Origin of the sequence: Xanthomonas axonopodis pv. maculifoliigardeniae (assembly GCF_041519315.1) — a bacterium.
GTDB lineage: Bacteria > Pseudomonadota > Gammaproteobacteria > Xanthomonadales > Xanthomonadaceae > Xanthomonas > Xanthomonas euvesicatoria.
In genome coordinates, this window is sequence record NZ_CP167998.1 from 4,485,377 (window position 1) to 4,501,214 (window position 15,838).

14 protein-coding genes are annotated in these 15,838 nt (G+C 66.4%); 4 read left to right on the forward strand and 10 right to left on the reverse strand.

What is annotated here, in order from left to right; genetic code table 11:
• Positions 1–551 precede the first annotated feature (551 nt).
• On the reverse strand, positions 552–1,283 hold the full coding sequence (gene fabG / locus ACDH77_RS19165) for a 3-oxoacyl-ACP reductase FabG (protein WP_071118000.1): 732 nt from the start codon (positions 1,281–1,283) through the stop codon (positions 552–554).
• A gap of 182 nt (positions 1,284–1,465) precedes the next feature.
• Between fabG and ACDH77_RS19170 the strand changes: the two genes are divergently transcribed.
• Positions 1,466–2,005, forward strand: coding sequence for a hypothetical protein (locus ACDH77_RS19170; protein WP_008571166.1), 540 nt, complete (start codon positions 1,466–1,468; stop codon positions 2,003–2,005).
• 9 nt (positions 2,006–2,014) lie between these two features.
• Here the strand turns inward: ACDH77_RS19170 and ACDH77_RS19175 are convergent, their stop codons facing one another.
• The 8 genes from ACDH77_RS19175 to xanC form a co-directional block, all read right to left on the reverse strand.
• Positions 2,015–2,446 (reverse strand): hotdog family protein, encoded by a 432-nt coding sequence (locus ACDH77_RS19175; protein WP_029820681.1) that lies wholly within the window; start codon positions 2,444–2,446, stop codon positions 2,015–2,017.
• Positions 2,433–4,799 (reverse strand): MMPL family transporter, encoded by a 2,367-nt coding sequence (locus ACDH77_RS19180; protein ID WP_057681278.1) that lies wholly within the window; start codon positions 4,797–4,799, stop codon positions 2,433–2,435. Before ACDH77_RS19180 ends, ACDH77_RS19175 begins: the two co-directional genes overlap by 14 nt.
• A gap of 138 nt (positions 4,800–4,937) precedes the next feature.
• On the reverse strand, positions 4,938–5,585 hold the full coding sequence (locus tag ACDH77_RS19185) for a LolA-related protein (RefSeq protein WP_014091387.1): 648 nt from the start codon (positions 5,583–5,585) through the stop codon (positions 4,938–4,940).
• Entirely contained in the window at positions 5,509–6,483 is a 975-nt protein-coding gene (locus tag ACDH77_RS19190) for an acyltransferase (protein ID WP_017156312.1), read from the reverse strand. Before ACDH77_RS19190 ends, ACDH77_RS19185 begins: the two co-directional genes overlap by 77 nt.
• On the reverse strand, positions 6,480–6,707 hold the full coding sequence (locus tag ACDH77_RS19195) for a hypothetical protein (protein ID WP_223866257.1): 228 nt from the start codon (positions 6,705–6,707) through the stop codon (positions 6,480–6,482). The genes ACDH77_RS19190 and ACDH77_RS19195 overlap by 4 nt, the downstream gene beginning before the upstream one ends.
• A gap of 71 nt (positions 6,708–6,778) precedes the next feature.
• A complete protein-coding gene (locus ACDH77_RS19200; protein WP_029820684.1) occupies positions 6,779–7,528 on the reverse strand; it encodes a 1-acyl-sn-glycerol-3-phosphate acyltransferase in 750 nt (249 codons plus the stop codon).
• A gap of 53 nt (positions 7,529–7,581) precedes the next feature.
• On the reverse strand, positions 7,582–8,265 hold the full coding sequence (locus ACDH77_RS19205; protein ID WP_008571156.1) for a hypothetical protein: 684 nt from the start codon (positions 8,263–8,265) through the stop codon (positions 7,582–7,584).
• 37 nt (positions 8,266–8,302) lie between these two features.
• Positions 8,303–8,572 carry a xanthomonadin biosynthesis acyl carrier protein XanC gene (gene xanC, locus ACDH77_RS19210; protein ID WP_005914783.1) on the reverse strand — a complete coding sequence of 90 codons (270 nt, stop codon included), beginning with the start codon at positions 8,570–8,572 and terminating at the stop codon, positions 8,303–8,305.
• Positions 8,573–8,875: 303 nt separating this feature from the next.
• On the opposite strand from xanC, the gene ACDH77_RS19215 reads away from it, so the two are divergent.
• Positions 8,876–10,225, forward strand: coding sequence for an NAD(P)/FAD-dependent oxidoreductase (locus tag ACDH77_RS19215; protein WP_014091388.1), 1,350 nt, complete (start codon positions 8,876–8,878; stop codon positions 10,223–10,225).
• On the forward strand, positions 10,222–11,229 hold the full coding sequence (locus ACDH77_RS19220; protein ID WP_008571153.1) for a hypothetical protein: 1,008 nt from the start codon (positions 10,222–10,224) through the stop codon (positions 11,227–11,229). The genes ACDH77_RS19215 and ACDH77_RS19220 overlap by 4 nt, the downstream gene beginning before the upstream one ends.
• A gap of 308 nt (positions 11,230–11,537) precedes the next feature.
• Here ACDH77_RS19220 and ACDH77_RS19225 read toward each other — a convergent pair whose 3' ends face one another.
• Positions 11,538–12,881: an AMP-binding protein gene (locus ACDH77_RS19225; protein ID WP_031424779.1), complete on the reverse strand. Its 1,344-nt coding sequence runs from the start codon at positions 12,879–12,881 to the stop codon at positions 11,538–11,540.
• Positions 12,882–13,473: 592 nt separating this feature from the next.
• On the opposite strand from ACDH77_RS19225, the gene ACDH77_RS19230 reads away from it, so the two are divergent.
• Positions 13,474–15,834 (forward strand): prolyl oligopeptidase family serine peptidase, encoded by a 2,361-nt coding sequence (locus ACDH77_RS19230; RefSeq protein WP_372353919.1) that lies wholly within the window; start codon positions 13,474–13,476, stop codon positions 15,832–15,834.
• The last annotated feature ends 4 nt before the right edge of the window (positions 15,835–15,838 follow it).

The following is a 15,838-nucleotide window of genomic DNA, read 5'->3' on the forward strand; positions in this document are numbered from 1 at the left end:
CCCACGCAGCGCGACCTGACGCGGCATCGACACCACGGGAGAGCTACAGGGACATAGTGGCAGCCTGTCCCGCCATGATGGGCAAGCAAGAACCAGCAGCAAACGCACGGCGTCGAGCGCGCGGTGCCCTCACCGCTCGCGGGACACGCCGTAAACCCGTCCATGGGGGCTCGTTGGCGGCATCCATGCCGCCAACGGTCCCGCAATCGGCAAGGACACCGCACCAACAATTGGCTGGTGGTTTTGTTGAAGAGCGAGGACACCGCGTCGCGCGGTTCGATGCTCGCTTGTTGAAACCTGCGCGCACCAACCATCCCAACTGGTCCTTGCCCGCTCGCCGTCGCGGGACCTTTGGCGGCATGGATGCCGCCAAAGAGCTTACAAGGACGTACTTGCAGCGTGTCCCGCGATGGTGAGCGGGCAAGGACCCTGCAGCAACTCAAAGCTTCGACTACATGGTGCTCTCAACTGCCAGCCTAGCCGTGTACTGATAGCGACCCCAAAGCAGGCCGCGCCCGACTGGCACTACGCACTCGTTTTGTTGGTCGTCCTCAGCCCATCCCACCATTGACGCCAATCACTTGGCCATTGATGTAACCGGCCGGTTCCGAGCACAGAAAGGCGACCAGCGCGGCCACTTCATCGGGTTTGCCGACGCGGCCGGCCGGCACCAGTTGCTTGATCACCTCCGGCGCAAAACTGTCGCCGACCATGTCGCTTTCGATCACGCCCGGCGCGACCACATTCACTGCGATACCGCGGCTGGCCATTTCGCGCGAGAGCGACTTGCTGGCGCCGTGCAACGCCGCCTTGGCGGCGGCGTAGTTGGTCTGCCCGCGGTTGCCCAGCACGGCCGCCACCGACGACACGCTGACGATGCGGCCCCAACGCGTGCGCGCCATCGGCAGCAGCAACGGCTGGGTGACATTGAAAAAACCGTGCAGCGACACGTCGATGACGCGGTGCCACTGCTCGGCATTCATGCCTGCCATCGGCGCGTCGTCATGGATGCCCGCGTTGTTGACCACGATCTGGATCGGGCCAGCGTCCAGCAAGCTCTCCAGCGCCGCCGAACTTGCCTGCGCGTCGGCCACATCGAAGGCCACTGCCTGTGCGCTACCGCCATCGGCCACGATCGCGGCAACCACCTCGTCCGCACGTGCCAGGTTGCGGTTGGCGTGCACGATGACATGCCGGCCCTGCGCAGCCAGGTGCCGGCAGATCGCACCGCCAAGATCGCCGCTGCCGCCGGTAACAAGTGCGCGTCTTGCAGCTGAGTTCATAAGCCACGAACCATATGAGCAGATAAGGAGCGTTATCCTAGATCAAGCTGCCCGTTGAAGGACGGACTCTTGGTACTTCTCGCGTATTTGCCTGACCATGCCGCAAATCCGATCGCTGCCGCTTGAGCGCTTTCGAATCCGGCTGGTAGCTTTCGAACACGGGCGGCGATGAACGAAACGAGATGAATGCAGTGAACTTGGCGGGCCTTGGCAAGCAAGGCGAGGACGCGATGAATGCATGGTTGCAGCTCCATGGCTTCAGCTATGTGGCCATTTGCCAAGCGCCGGACACCTTCGCGCCGTTGTTCGGCACAGCGGTCAAACGGCCGGATTTCCTGCTGCTGCTGGAGTCGATCGGCTTGATCGCCATCGACGTCAAGAACCGCAACAGGTACAAGAAAACCTGTTACAGCCTGCCCTATGAGGATGAACTCAGACGCGCGGTGGCGTTTGAGCGGCTGTTCCGCATTCCGGTCTGGTACGCCTATTTCAATCGCGAAGACGCTGGCCAGTCCTTCCATTGGATCAGCGCCTTGAAGGCACTCGAAGTCGGCGAGATCAAGACGCCGCACGATGGCAGTGCGGAATTCCTGTCGATCGGTCTGGAGCATTTCGAGCATCTGCACAGCGGCAGTGACATCGCGCGGCTGTATGCGCACCGCCTGCCCGGCGTCGGCAATCTGAGCGCGCTCATCGCGGCGAAGACACCCGTCAATCCCTGAGCGCAGGCCTCAGGCGGCACCCAGCATCACGGTGGCGCGTCCTTCGGCAAGCAATTGCTCGCCATGGGTCAGGCGAAAACTGTATTGCTGGCTGTCGTCGCCCTGCATCAACACCTGCGCCTGGCAGTGGATCGCATCCGGCAAGGTGTCCAGATACACCACGTGCAATTCCACGCTACGCAGCGCGACCAGCATGCCCGGGCGTACCGGCATGCCGGATTGGCGACCCAGCAATCCGCCATGCACGGCCATGGCCTGCGCGCCGTACTCGCACAGATGCAGCGCGCGCAAACGCCCGTTGCACCGCAGCGGATGCGTATCGCTGCGGTGTGCGTGACTGCGCAGCACAATGCGCTGTGCATCCCACTCAATCACTTCTTCCCACAGGCACATGCTGCCCTGATGCGGAATCAGCGCAGCGATTGCGTCACGTCCCTGCATGCGGCTCTCCGTTCGCGGTGCGTTCCAGCGCCGGTTCGCGCGACACCAGCAAGGCCAGAATGAAATTGAACAACACGCCCAGCGCCACCGTGCTGCCGATGGCACGCAAGACCGGGATACTGGAAGCGGCCAACAGCGCAAACACCAGCAGTGTCATCAGGCTGCAGACGATCAACGCGTGCAGCGTGCGCAGCTGGTCGGCGTGATCGTCGCCGGCATGATCGAAGAACAGCGCGTAATCCAGGCCCAGACCGGCGGCCAGGATCAGCGCGATCAGATGGAACAGATTGAGCTCCACCCCGGTGCCGCGCAGGATCGCCAGGATCAGCACCGTGGTCAGCGCCATCGGTAGCAGCACCCGCACGATGCGGCGCGGGCTGCGCAATGCAATCGCCACGGTCACCGCCAGCAACAAGGCAGCCAGGACCAGCGCACCGAGCACGCGTCCGCGGTAGGCGGCCACCAGCGATTCGGAGGCGTCCTTCAGATCCAGCAATTGCGCGCCGCTGCCCTGCACGGCGGCCGCCAACACCGCCGGATCGCGCAGGCCGGTCAACGACACCAATGCGGTGCTGCGATCGCCACGGCCGAGCAGCAGGCCACCGACCGACGTGGCCAGCGGCGAGCCGCTCAGATCCTTCGGCAGCAGCGGTGCGGCGCGCTTGGCGGCGTCCAGATCCTGCAGGAACGGCGCAAACGCATCGCTGCGGAATGGCGTGGTGGCCACGGCGCGCTCGGTCAGCGCGCGCGCCTGGGCGGCATCGGGCAATGCGGCCTGTCGCGCACGCTGGGTCTTGGCACTGGGCAGATAGCGTGCCGCCATGTCGTAACCGAGCAACGCACCATCGCGCACCAGCGCATCCAGACGCGGGCGCAACTGCTCGCTGGCCTGCAACGCCGCTTCATCGCTGGCTGCCGGCAGCGCCAGCACGTAACGCACATCCGGCGCGCCCAGCTCCTGACGCAGATGGGTGTCCTGCGCCAAGGCCTTGGGTGGCACCGGGGTCAGCTTCGACAGATCGTTCTGCCAGAATTGCCCGGGCGCGAACACGATCACCGCAATGCCGATCACGGCCATCACCGCCAGGCTGATGCGTGGCCGCGGCAGGCGCGCAATGCCACGCCACAGCACCGCCAGCAGGCGCGAGTCCGCGTAGTCGCGCGGGGCCGGGTCGATCAAGGCCGGCAACAGCCAGCGCGTGGTGACCGCGGCGGTGGCAAGTCCGGCGATGGTGAACACCGCCAACTGCCGCAGGCCGTCCACGCCGGAAAACAGGAAGGTCACATAGGCAATGCAGGTAGAGACCACGCCGGTGGCCAACGTCGGCCACAGGTGCCGTGCGTTCTCGCGCGGATCCAGACCGGGGCGCTGATGACTGAACAGGTGGATCGGGTAATCCTGCACCACGCCGATCAGCGTGAAGCCGAATGCCACGGTGATGCCATGCACGCCGTCGAACAGCAGCGCCACCGCACCCAGGCCGGCCAGACCGGCGCTGGCCAGCGGCAACACGCCAAGCACCGGAATCTTCCAGCTGCGGTAGGCCACCAGCAGCAGCAACACCAGGCCTACCGTATCCAGCGTGCCGATCCACTGCGCCTCGCCCTGCGTGCGCGCGGTGATTTCCACCGCGAATGCGCCCGGCCCGGTCAGCGTCAGCCGGGTGGCGGTGCCCTTGCTGACCTTCGCGAACGCCGCTTGCACGGCGTCATAGGCCAGTTGCTGGCCGGTGGGGTCGAAGCCGGCCGCGCGGGTCTGCACGATCAACAGCGCCGAAGTGCCGGCGCGATCGAACCACACGTCATTGCGCGTGCGCGGCATCGCTGCCGGCTGCAGGGTTTCGGCCAGATGCAGGATTTCCATCGTGGGGTCGCGCGGCAACAACGGCTCCACCATGGCCGCTGCCGGCGAGCCCAGATCCTGCACGCGCGCCTGAAACGCCGCTTCCAGCGTCGCCGCGTCGAGCGGGGTCTTGTCGAAGCTGTCGCTGAGCAGATAGCGGTATGGCAGCAAGCGCTTGGGAATCGCCTCCAATCCGGCATTGCCGCCATTGCTGACCAGTTCGAACAACGCCGGCTGCGCGGACAGCGCCTGGTGCAGTTGCTGCGACTGCTCGGCCAAGGTGACCGGATCGTTGTTGGACAACGCCATCAGCAGCAACCGCGATCCAGGGCCTTCGCCGAGTTCTTCGATCAGCAGTTTTTGCGCCGGCGTGCGCGGGGCGGGCATGAACTTGCGCAAGTCCCCAGTGACCTTGAGCGTCTCGCTCAACCAGAAGCCAGCCACTGCCAGCAAGGCCAGCCAAAACAGCGCCAGGCCGATGCGGCGGTTTGCGTTCAATTCAAGCGCCATGGCATGCATATCCTGCTGCAGCGGCCGAACGCCCGCCGGCCGCACGCGCGACATCGGTCGTTATTGGCAACGTGCGGGTTTCAGCTGCGAAGGGTGTGATGTGTTTAGAGACGACCGGCGCAACCATCCCGCGCGCGGTCACGCGCCCGAACCGTGGCAGAGCGCGGTCAGCGCGGCGGCATCGGTCACGCCGGCGGCCGCGCGCGCGGCACCGGCCAGCAGGGTGCGCTGCATGTCGCCCTTGGCGGGCACGCTTTCGATACACCGCAGTTCGTCGTTGCCTCCGTACAGGCGCAATTCGTGCACCTGCTTGGCCACGGCAGCGTCCTTGGGCTGCAGCGTCAGCTGCCAGGCCTGCGGCTGGCCCTGCCCACTGACGCGGTAGTGCTGCTCCAGCAGCGCGCGGTCGCCGGACAGCAACGCGCCGAAGCCGGACTTCAAACCGGCCAGCTCGGGCACGCGGCTCAACGAGAAACGGCGTGGCGATTTGCCTTCGCGTTCCAGCACGCCTTCGTCGCCGGTCAGCGTGGTGGTTTCGTGGTACGGCGCACTGACCTCGCGCACCAGCGTCTGCGCGTCCGGGCGACGGTAGTGTCCTTCCACGCGCAACGGCGTCTTCAGCAAGGCCGAGCCGCGCAATTCGACGAATTCGGTGTTGACCGGTGCGGGGCGCGCCAGGCGCTGCAGCACCTGCCCGACGTCCAGCGTCTCAGGCGGTGCGGCGCATAGCGGTGCGGCGCTGAACAGCAGTATCAGCATCCACGGCAGGGTGCGGCACATCGGCATGGTGGGTGTTCCAGAAATCGTAGAAGTTGAACCAGTTGTACGGCGCGTAGCAGGTGTAATGTTCCAGCCTGGCAGCGTAATCGCGCATGAGTACCGCAAGCACCGGGGCGCGCTGACGACGCGGCACGTCCAGGCCCTCGCTGAAGGTTTCGAACGCCAGCTCGTAGTGATTGCCGCCGTGATACAGGCCGAACGCCAGCACCACCGGCACCTTGAGCGCCGCGGCGATCAACCACGGCGAGGTCGGGAACATCGCATTGCGACCCAGGAACATCGCCGGCAGCGCCGGGTCGCCTTCGCGCGGACGATCGATCAGCAGCGCCACCAGCGCACCGGCATCGGTGGCTTCCTTGATCGCCATGACGATCGAGGTCGCATCCATGCCGGCGTCGATGATGTTGGCGGCCAACTGCGGGTTGAGCGCCCCCAGCAGGTCGGTCATGGCGCGGTTGTGCGCCTTGTCCAGCACCACCTTGACCTGCACGTCCGGGCGCTCGGTGGCCAGCACGCGCAGCGCATCGAAGCTGCCCAGGTGCGAGCCGAAGATCAGCACGCCGCGGCCGCGGTCCATTTGCGTGTGCAGTTGATCCAGGCCGGTGATGTCCACGCGGAAACGCTGCATCTGCCCGCACAGCATGTACACCCGGTCCAGGATGGTCGAGGCGAAGGTATGGATGTGCCGCGCCACATCGCGCAGCGTGGCCGGGCGGCCCAGCACCCGCCCCAGATAGGCACGCGAGGCAGCGCGCTCGGGGCCACGCACCAGCAGGAAGTACAGCGTGATCGGATACAGCAGCGCACGCCCCACCGCACGTCCGGCGTGCCGTGCAATGCCGCGGATCAGCCACAACGCAAAGCGCCCGCCACCTTCCGGACGCTGTTTCCAGTGCTTGCTCATGCCGCCGCCTCGGCCACCAGTTCGCCGCTGACCAGCAACGCCTCGGCGCGCTGCACGCGGAAGCGCCAGCGCGGGCCATCGCCTTCTAGCGTGACCGAGGCGGTCTGGCCGGGCAGCAAGGGCTGCACGAATTTCACCTGCGGCAGGCGCATGGCCGCGCGCGGACCATGCAGGGCTTCCACCGCCTGCAGCACATGGTCGAGCACGACCACGCCAGGCACCACGGGGCGGCCCGGGAAATGTCCGGGCAGGCAGGGATGATCATGCGGCACAACGAAATCCATAAGCGCAGAACTCAGATCCTGGGTTGAAGCATTGCAGCCACGGCCTTGTGTGCCTGCTCGGTCAATTGTTGGCGATCCGGCGCATCCGGCCCGGTCACCGCGATCGGCGCACCGATCCGCACGCGGATGATGCCCGGCCTCACCCTGAACAGGCCATCGACCGGCAAGACCTTGCCGCAGCCATCCAGCGCCACCGGCACCACCTGCACGCCAGCATCGATAGCGGCCTGCAGTAGCCCGGCCTTGAATGGCAATAATGCGCCGGTACGGCTGCGGGTGCCTTCGGGAAACAGACACAACTGTTTGCCCTCGCGCAGCAATGCGGCCGCCTGGCGCCGCACCAGCGCCCCTGCCCTGCGGCTGTCGCGGTCCAAAAACAGCATGCCGGCGGCGCGCGCATACCAGTTCACGAACGGCACCTTGCGCATTTCTTCCTTGAGTAAAAAACGCAGCGGCACCGGCAAGGCATGGAACAGCGCGCAAATGTCGATGATCGACTGGTGGTTGCTCACGAACAGATAGTTCTTGGACCAATCCACCCGCTCGCGCCCTTCCACGATGACGGTGGCGCCCGCACCGCGGAACAGCACCGGCGCCCACATCCAGCTGCCCATGCGCAACATCCGGTCGGCATCGCGCGTGATCGCCAGCGATGCCAATGCGTAGACGATCCCGCCAGCGGTAAAGGCCAGCGTGAACGCCAATTGCAACAGGTTGAACACAGCCCACGCCAGGCGCGACGGCATCCTTGCCAACGGCATTTTTGTCTTGTCCCCGAAAATATGCACGTCCGTCGCTGCCCCAGGCCACGCACTCAGCGCAGCAGATCGCGCCAGAAATCCGGCCCAAGCCGCGCCATCTGACGCAAGAAGTCTGGCAGATTACGATAGGGGCGCTGTGGAAACCAGCGGCCACGCAATAGATATTCCCCAACGAAGAAGCCGCCAATCACCCCATAGGCGAGCAGGTTGGCGAACAACGAGGCGCGCGCGTCGCTGATCGGCAGCGGCGAGGCATGACCCAGCTGCGCGAGCACGCCGCTGGGCTCGGCGCACAGACCCAGCACCAGATTGGCCAGGGTCAGACCGCACAGCAGCACTGCCCAGGCCAGCGTGAGGCGGCGCGTATAGCGGCGTTGTTCGGGCGTGATCAGCATGCCGGCCTGGCCGTACAGGCCCTCGACGATGCGCGTGATCAGCGGCGTGCGTCCGGCCCGCAGGCTGCGCCCGAAAAACCAGGCCACCCAACCGGTAAATACCACCGGCGGCGCCGCCAGCACCAACATCGCATACGGCGAATGCCACAGCGCGCCCAGCCCGGCAAGCAGCAACAGCGCCAACGCCCAGGCCCAGGGCCGGCGTGCAACCATCGGTTCGATCAACACCATCAGCACCAGCAAACCACCGGCGATGACGGCCAATTCCGGGCGGTGACTGGCATTGGCCCAATGCGCCAACGGCGAATACGCCACCGCCAGCAGAACGCCCAGCCCCAGCACCCACGCGGGTGCGTCGGGGGATGGCGCAGTTGGCAGATCAGACGGTCTTGTTGGCTTGGACATGCGCCGACAGTGCGCGCAGCGACGCGAAGATGCGACGGTTTTCGTCGTTGTCAGAGCGCAGCTGGAAGCCGTAGCGCTTGCTGATCGCCAGCGCCAGTTCCAGGGCGTCGATCGAGTCCAGCCCCAGCCCTGTATTGAACAACGGCGCCTCCGGATCGATGTCGGCGGGTTGGACGTCTTCCAGGTTCAGACTTTCGACCAGGAGTTCGGCCAGTTCACGTTCGGCAGCGGTTTGCGAGGACATCCAGGATTTCCACAGGTCAGGGTCGGGCAACAAGAGTGAGAACAAGCAGGAGCAGCGCGGACGAGCATCGGCATGCATGAGCGTCGCGCCGGGCCGTAGTGTACGTTGCCGCCGCTGCCAATCCGAGCATCTGCCGCGCGGCTGGCCGGTGCCTGCACGTGCTGCCGGTCGTTCTTCACATATGAATCGGCGGGCCGCAAGCTGGCCGGGCCGCCTGTCAGGCTATCATGACTGCATGACGCTCGCCCGCCGCAGGTTCGTTCCAGGATGACTTCCACCGCTGTTCGCCTTACCCCGACCGCCATGCCGGCAGCCGGGCCGGCTCCCGGACCGGAGTGTCCGGATGTTCTGATCGTCGGCGGCGGCCCGGCTGGCTGCACCGCGGCCATCGCACTTGCCGAGCTCGGTTGGTCCGTGACCCTGCTCGAGAAGGCGCAGCACCCGCGCTTTCATATCGGCGAGTCCTTGCTGCCGATGAACATGCCGATTCTTGAACGCCTCGGCGTGCTGCAAGACGTGCGCGCCATCGGCGTTCTGAAGCGTGGGGCGGATTTTCCCAACGACAGCGGCGGCTACAACACGTTCCGTTTCTCCCACGCGCTCGATGCCAAGGCCGATTTCGCCTTCCAGGTGCCACGTGCGCAATTCGACCACGTGCTGTTCCAGCGTGCGCGTGCGGTGGGCGTGGATGCACGCGAGCAGGTCTGCGTGGAGCAGGTCGCATTCGACGGCGAACAACCGGTGCTGCAGGCACGCACGGCAGACGGTGGCGTGCAGCAGTTCCGCCCGCGCTATCTACTCGATGCCAGCGGCCGCGACACCTTTCTGGGCAACCGCCTCAAGCTCAAACGCGCCAATGCAACGCATCAGTCGGCCGCGGTGTTCAGCCATTTCCGCGGCGTGACGCGACGCCCGGGCGAGGATGCCGGCAACATCAGCATCTACCGGCATGCGCACGGCTGGATGTGGCTGATTCCGCTGCCGGACGACATCATGAGCGTGGGCGCGGTCTGCTACCCGGAGTACATGAAGACCCGCAAGGGCGACAGCGAGGGCTTCTTGATGCGCACGCTGGCGCTCAATGCCGAGCTCAACGCGCGCATGCTCGGCGCCGAGCGCGTGGCGCCGGTGCATGCCACCGGCAATTACGCCTACGAATGCACGCGCATGGCCGGGCCGCGCTGGTTGATGCTGGGCGATGCCTACACTTTCGTCGACCCGATGTTTTCCTCTGGCGTGTTCCTGGCCATGCACAGCGCCGAACGTGGCGCGGCGATGGTGGATGCGGCACTACGCGCACCGCAGTCGGAGGCGAAACTGCAGCGTGCCCTGCAGCGCGAACTGACGCGCGGTGTGGATGAATTCAAGTGGTTCATCTACCGCTTCACTTCGCCCACCATGCGCGCCTTGTTCGCGCACCCGCAAAACACCTGGCAGGTGGAACAGGCGGTGGTGGCAATGCTGGCCGGCGATGTCTTCGACGCCCCCAAAGTCCGCATCCGCCTGCGCGCCTTTCGCGCCCTGTACGCACTCACCACCTTGTCGATGATGCCGCGCGCCTGGCAGTCGTGGCGCCATCGCCGGCGTCAGGCCAAGCTCGGCTTCGACGGCGACACCTTGCAATGCGACACGCAACAACGAGACGCTCAATGACCGCTTCCCAGGCCCAGACCACGCACGCCGTGCGCCATCCCCGGCTGCAGGTCGACTATGTCGACCAGACCGACCCTGCCGTGCTGCTGACCGACCCGCAGGTGCTGGCCGTGTTCGGCTTCGGCGATGCGGCGCCGCGCCTGCACGACCCGCGTTATCTGCGCGTGCCGCTGCAGCCGTACCAGGCCAGCGTGCTGGAAGTCTGGCGCACCGATGCGCCGGTGAGCAGCGGCCGCGATGGCAACATCGCCTGGTCCAGCGATGGGCACCTGCAGTTCGGCGTGATCGAGATCGACGAGCAGGATGTCGATATCGAAGAAGCCGCTGCCAGGGCATATGCGGAAATCACCGCCTTCGTCAGCAACGGCCAGACGCCGCGGTTGCTGCGGATCTGGAATTACCTCGACGCCATCACCCTGGGCAGCGGCGATCGCGAACGTTACCGGCAGTTCTGCGTGGGCCGTGCACGCGGGTTGGGCGCATTCGACACCGCGCAGTTGCCGGCGGCCACCGCCGTGGGCCGTTGCGATGCCGAGCGCATCATCCAGATCTACTGGCTGGCCGCCACCAATGCCGGCACGCCGCTGGAAAACCCGCGCCAGGTCAGTGCCTACCATTACCCGCGCCAGTACGGCCCGCAGCCGCCCAGTTTCGCCCGTGCCATGCTGCCACCGGCCGGCAGCGACATGCCGCTGCTGCTGTCAGGCACCGCTGCGGTGGTGGGCCACGCCTCGATGCACACCGGCCAATTGCTGGCGCAGCTGGAAGAAACCTTCGCCAACTTCGACGCCCTGCTTGGCGCCGCGCGTCAGCATGCACCGGCGTTACCGGCGCAGTTCGGCGCCGGCACCCGCCTGAAAGTCTATGTGCGCGAGCGCGACGACCTGCCCCGGGTTGCGCAGGCACTGGATGCCCGCTTCGGCGATGCGGTCCCGCGCCTGCTGCTGCACGCCGTGATCTGCCGCGATGAGCTGGCGGTGGAGATCGATGGGGTGCATGGGTGATGCCACGTGCCGCGGAGGCCATCTGCGGCGATCGATCGAGCAGCGCCCACGGATGGCGCGATGCGGGCTGACCTGATGCGGGCATTCGTGCCGCGCATCCCTGACCCCGCATCGAAGGCGCCACACAGGTGCCGATGAACGCCGACAACACCACCGCGCAGATGACGACCAGCAAGGCGGCAACGCTCTGTGGCCTGCGTCGACCACGCCTGCCCGCGCGTTCTTCGCGCTGTGTCTGCGGCCATTCATCGCCACGCTGACTGCCGCGTCCATGACGCCTGCCGTTGCGCACACGCGGCAGGTCACGCTCAGCCGTTGAGCAATCCCAGCACCACATCGCGCGGCAGCTTGCCGGTTTCGTTGCGTGGCAGGGCGGCGACCTTGCGCAGGCGGCGCGGCAGGAAGACCGGGTCCACGCTGACGCGGAGCGCGGCCAGCACCTGGGCTTCGTCCAGGGTGGGGGCGACCACCAGCGCGGCGATGCGGCCGACCGCCTGGCCGGGGTCGGGCGCGAGCTGCACGATGGTCCCGTCGATGACGCCGGGAATGGCGAGCAAGCGCCGTGTCAGATCGGCCAGCGATGCGCGCTTTCCGGCGATTTCCAGCAGGTCGGCCTGGCGGCCGCGCACCTGGAAGCGGCCGTCGTCGGCCACGTCCATCATGTCGGCCAACAGCACCGGCGTGGCCAGATGCGGCGCATGCACCAGCGTGCCAGAGGCCTGCGTTTCCAGGCGCACGCCGGGCAGAGGCGTCCACGCCGCTTCCAGCGCCGTACGGCGCACGGCGAACACGCAGGTTTCGGTGGAGCCGAACATCTCGCGCACCTCACCGCCAAAACGCGCTTCGGCGGCAGCGGCGATCTCCGGCGCCAGCGGCGCGGTGGCCGACACGATGCCGGCCAGCGGCGGCAGCGCCACGCCGGATTCGACCAACGCACGCAGATGCACCGGTGTGGTCACCAAGACACGCGGCGCGGGAATATCGGCCAGTGCACGTGCCACGTCGTCCGGAAAGAACGGGCGCCCGGCGTGCACCGCCAGCGTGGTCACCATCGGCAGCAGCACCGACAACTCCATGCCGTACATGTGCTGCGGCGGCACGGTGGCGACCACGTGCGGGACGGCATCGGTGTGCGTCCACAGACTTTGCAGCGCAACCAGATCCTGGCGCGTGCTGGTCAAAAAACTGCCCCATGTCTTGGGATTGGGTTGCGGGCTGCCCGTGCTGCCGGAGGTGAAACCGATCGCCACCAGCGCATCGTCGGCCAGCTGCGGAATCGGGCCCTGGGCCTGCGGCAACTCGGCCGGCAGCTGCCAGTACCGCGGCGGCGCCAGCTCCAGCGTCAGGTCGCCCAGACAATACGTATCGACGTAACGCGCCTGCACTTCGCCCACGACTGCCGGCGCTCGCGAGGACGGCAGCAGCGAGACCTGCCCGCGCAGCGCACATGCATAGAACGCCACCATGAAACGATAGCGGTCCTCGCACAGATTCACCGCATGGCGGCCCGCGGGCAGCTGCTGCGCCAGGCCGTGCACGTGCGCGATGAAGGTCGCCAGATCGACCGACTGCCCCGCGCGCCAGGCCAGCGGCCGGTCGGGCGCACCAACAGCCATCGGATGGGAAATAGCGGGGGCAGGCAGGCTGGACATGGAAACCGACGGTCGCAAAAGCGCGCTAGCTTGGCCGCCACCTGCGCCGCTGGCAAGTCAGGGGTTTTCCTCTGCGACGCGCGAAGTGGATCGCCGCCGGGGTGTGGCATGCGGGTGGCCGGGCCAGTTGGTGTGCGACGCGCGCCTTGTGCGGCATGGCACATCATCGTCGCTGCACGCGGCAAGTCTTCACCAGTGCGTGGTTGCGCTGGGCAGTGCGATACGCCGACGGGCTGCAGGTGTGCAGGGCACTCGTGCGGCGCCTCTGCGCAGGTGCGCTTCCATACGAGATTTTCGTTGCGTTCGTCGGCGCGTGTGCCAGTTGAGCGCGTGGCGTTACCAGTGCCGTGGCGTTGAAGGATTCATTTGCGCTGTCGTGTCGTGCAGCGCCGATGCCGCGCACCGCTCTCATCTGCGAGTGCATGCTTGCGCAGCGCCGGCCCATGGTCGCGCCCGCTCATTGCGCGCTTACAGGTGCTACCGGGCGCTGCATGCAGCCACGCACGCATGACCTGTGGCCCAAGCCTGCTGCGAAGGCGAACTGCTAGGCTTGCGCGCTCTCCTTTGCGTCCAGCCGTGTCCGATGCCTAGATTGTTGCCGTTGACCCTTCTGCTGCTGGCCACCACTGCGCATGCGCAGGCTGCCGCCCCGCTCACCATCGAACAGGCGATGGCCGACCCGGACTGGATCGGGCCGGCGGTGGACCAGGCCTGGTGGCAATGGGACGGCAAACAGGTGCAATACCTGCTCAAGCGCGATGGCAGCCCGGTGCGCGACACCTATCGCCAGGGCACCGGCGGCGGCACCGCCGAGCGTGTGGCCGATACCGCGCGCGCCGGCCTGGATGCGGCAAACCCCAGTTACGATGCCACCCGCCAGCGCATGCTGTTCGCACGTAACGGCGACATCTTCCTGCGCGATCTGCGCACAGGTGCGCTGACCCAGCTGACCCGCAGCAACGAGACCGAATCGCGTCCGCAGTTCGCCAGCGACGGCGGTGCGATCTGGCGCGCGGGCAACAATTGGTACCACTGGCGCGCCGACGGCGGCACTGCGCAGGTGGCGGTGGTCAAGGCCGAGCGCGACCCCAACGCCGCTCCCAAGGCCGATGTGCTGCGCGAGCAGCAACTGGCGACGCTGGCCACCTTGCGCCGCGACAAGGAGCAACGCGACGCGCTGCGCACGCAGGAAGACGCCTGGCGCCGCGCCGATGCCACGCGTGCGGCGGCGCCGGTGTATCTGGGCGATGAGGTGGAGATCGTCGACAGCGCGTTGTCGCCGGACGGCCGCCATCTGTTGGTGGTCACACAGGCCAAGAACGCCGACGAAGGTCAGGCCGGCAAGATGCCCAGATACGTGACCGAATCCGGTTACGAAGAATTCCAGGAAGTGCGCACCCGTGTCGGCCGCAACGCCCCGGCAGCGCATGCGCTGTGGCTGGTGGATGTTGGCGCGGGCACGGCCAGATCGCTGTCGTTCGACCCACTCCCCGGCATCGCCACCGATCCGCTGGCGGCCTTGCGCAAAGCCGCCAAGCGCGACCCCCTGAAGGGCAACCGCGCGGTGCGCGTGGAAAGCGATGGCGACGGCAGCGGGCCGGCCGTGCACTGGAGCGATGACGGCCGCAACGTGGCGGTGGAAATTCGCGCGGTGGACAACAAGGACCGCTGGATCGCCAGCGTGGACCTGGACAACGCCAGGCTGCAGCCGCGTCACCGTTTGAGCGATAGCGCGTGGATCAACTGGGACTTCAACGATTTCGGCTGGCTGCCCGACAACCGTACGCTGTGGCTGCTGTCGGAAGAATCCGGCTATTCGCAGCTGTACACCGTGGAAGGCAACGGCAAACCGCGCCAGCGCACGCGCGGCAAGTGGGAAGTGTCGATGCCGGTGGCCAGCGCCGACGGCAGCGGCATGTTCTTCCTGTGCAACCAGAAATGGCCGGGCGATTACGAAGTCTGCAAGCTCGATCTGCGCAACGATCAGCTCACCGAGATCACGGCGTTGAACGGTGTGGAAGGTTTCAGCCTCTCGCCCAACGGGCAGCAGTTGCTGGTGCGTTACTCCGGCAGCTATCTGCCGACCCAACTGGCCGTGGTACCGGCCACAGGCGGTCAGGCCACCGTGCTCACCGACACCCGCACGGCAGCCTTCAAGGCGCAGCCGTGGATTGCGCCGCAGTACGTGCAAATCCCGTCCAAACACGGTGCCGGCACGGTCTGGGGCAAGTATTACGGCCCCAAGACGCCCGAGCCGGGCAAGCAGTATCCGATCGTGATGTTCGTGCACGGCGCCGGGTATCTGCAGAACGTCTCCGAACGCTACACCCCGTATTTCCGCGAGCAGATGTTCCACAACCTGCTGGTGCAGCAGGGCTACATCGTGCTGGACCTGGACTATCGCGCCTCCGAAGGCTACGGCCGCGATTGGCGCACGGCGATCTATCGCAACATGGGCCACCCCGAGCTGGAAGATTATCTGGATGGCCTGGACTGGCTGGTCGCCACCAAGCAGGGTGATCGCACACGCGCCGGCATCTACGGCGGCTCGTACGGCGGCTTCATGACCTACATGGCGCTGTTCCGCAGCCCTGGCACGTTCAAGGCCGGGGCGGCGCTGCGCCCGGTCGGCGACTGGATGCAGTACAACCACGAGTACACCTCCAACATCCTCAACACGCCCGAGCTCGATCCAGAGGCCTACAAGATCTCCTCGCCGATCAATTACGCCGAGGGCTTGCGCGACCACCTGCTGATCGCCCACGGCATGATCGACGACAACGTGTTCTTCAAGGATTCGGTGGACATGACGCAGAAGTTGATCGAGCTGCACAAGGACAACTGGCAGGTGGCGCCGTACCCGCTGGAGCGCCACGGCTTTACGCGCGCCGATTCGTGGCTGGACGAGTACAAGCGCATCCTCGAGCTGTTCAATGAGCAGGTGAAGCCTTAGAGCA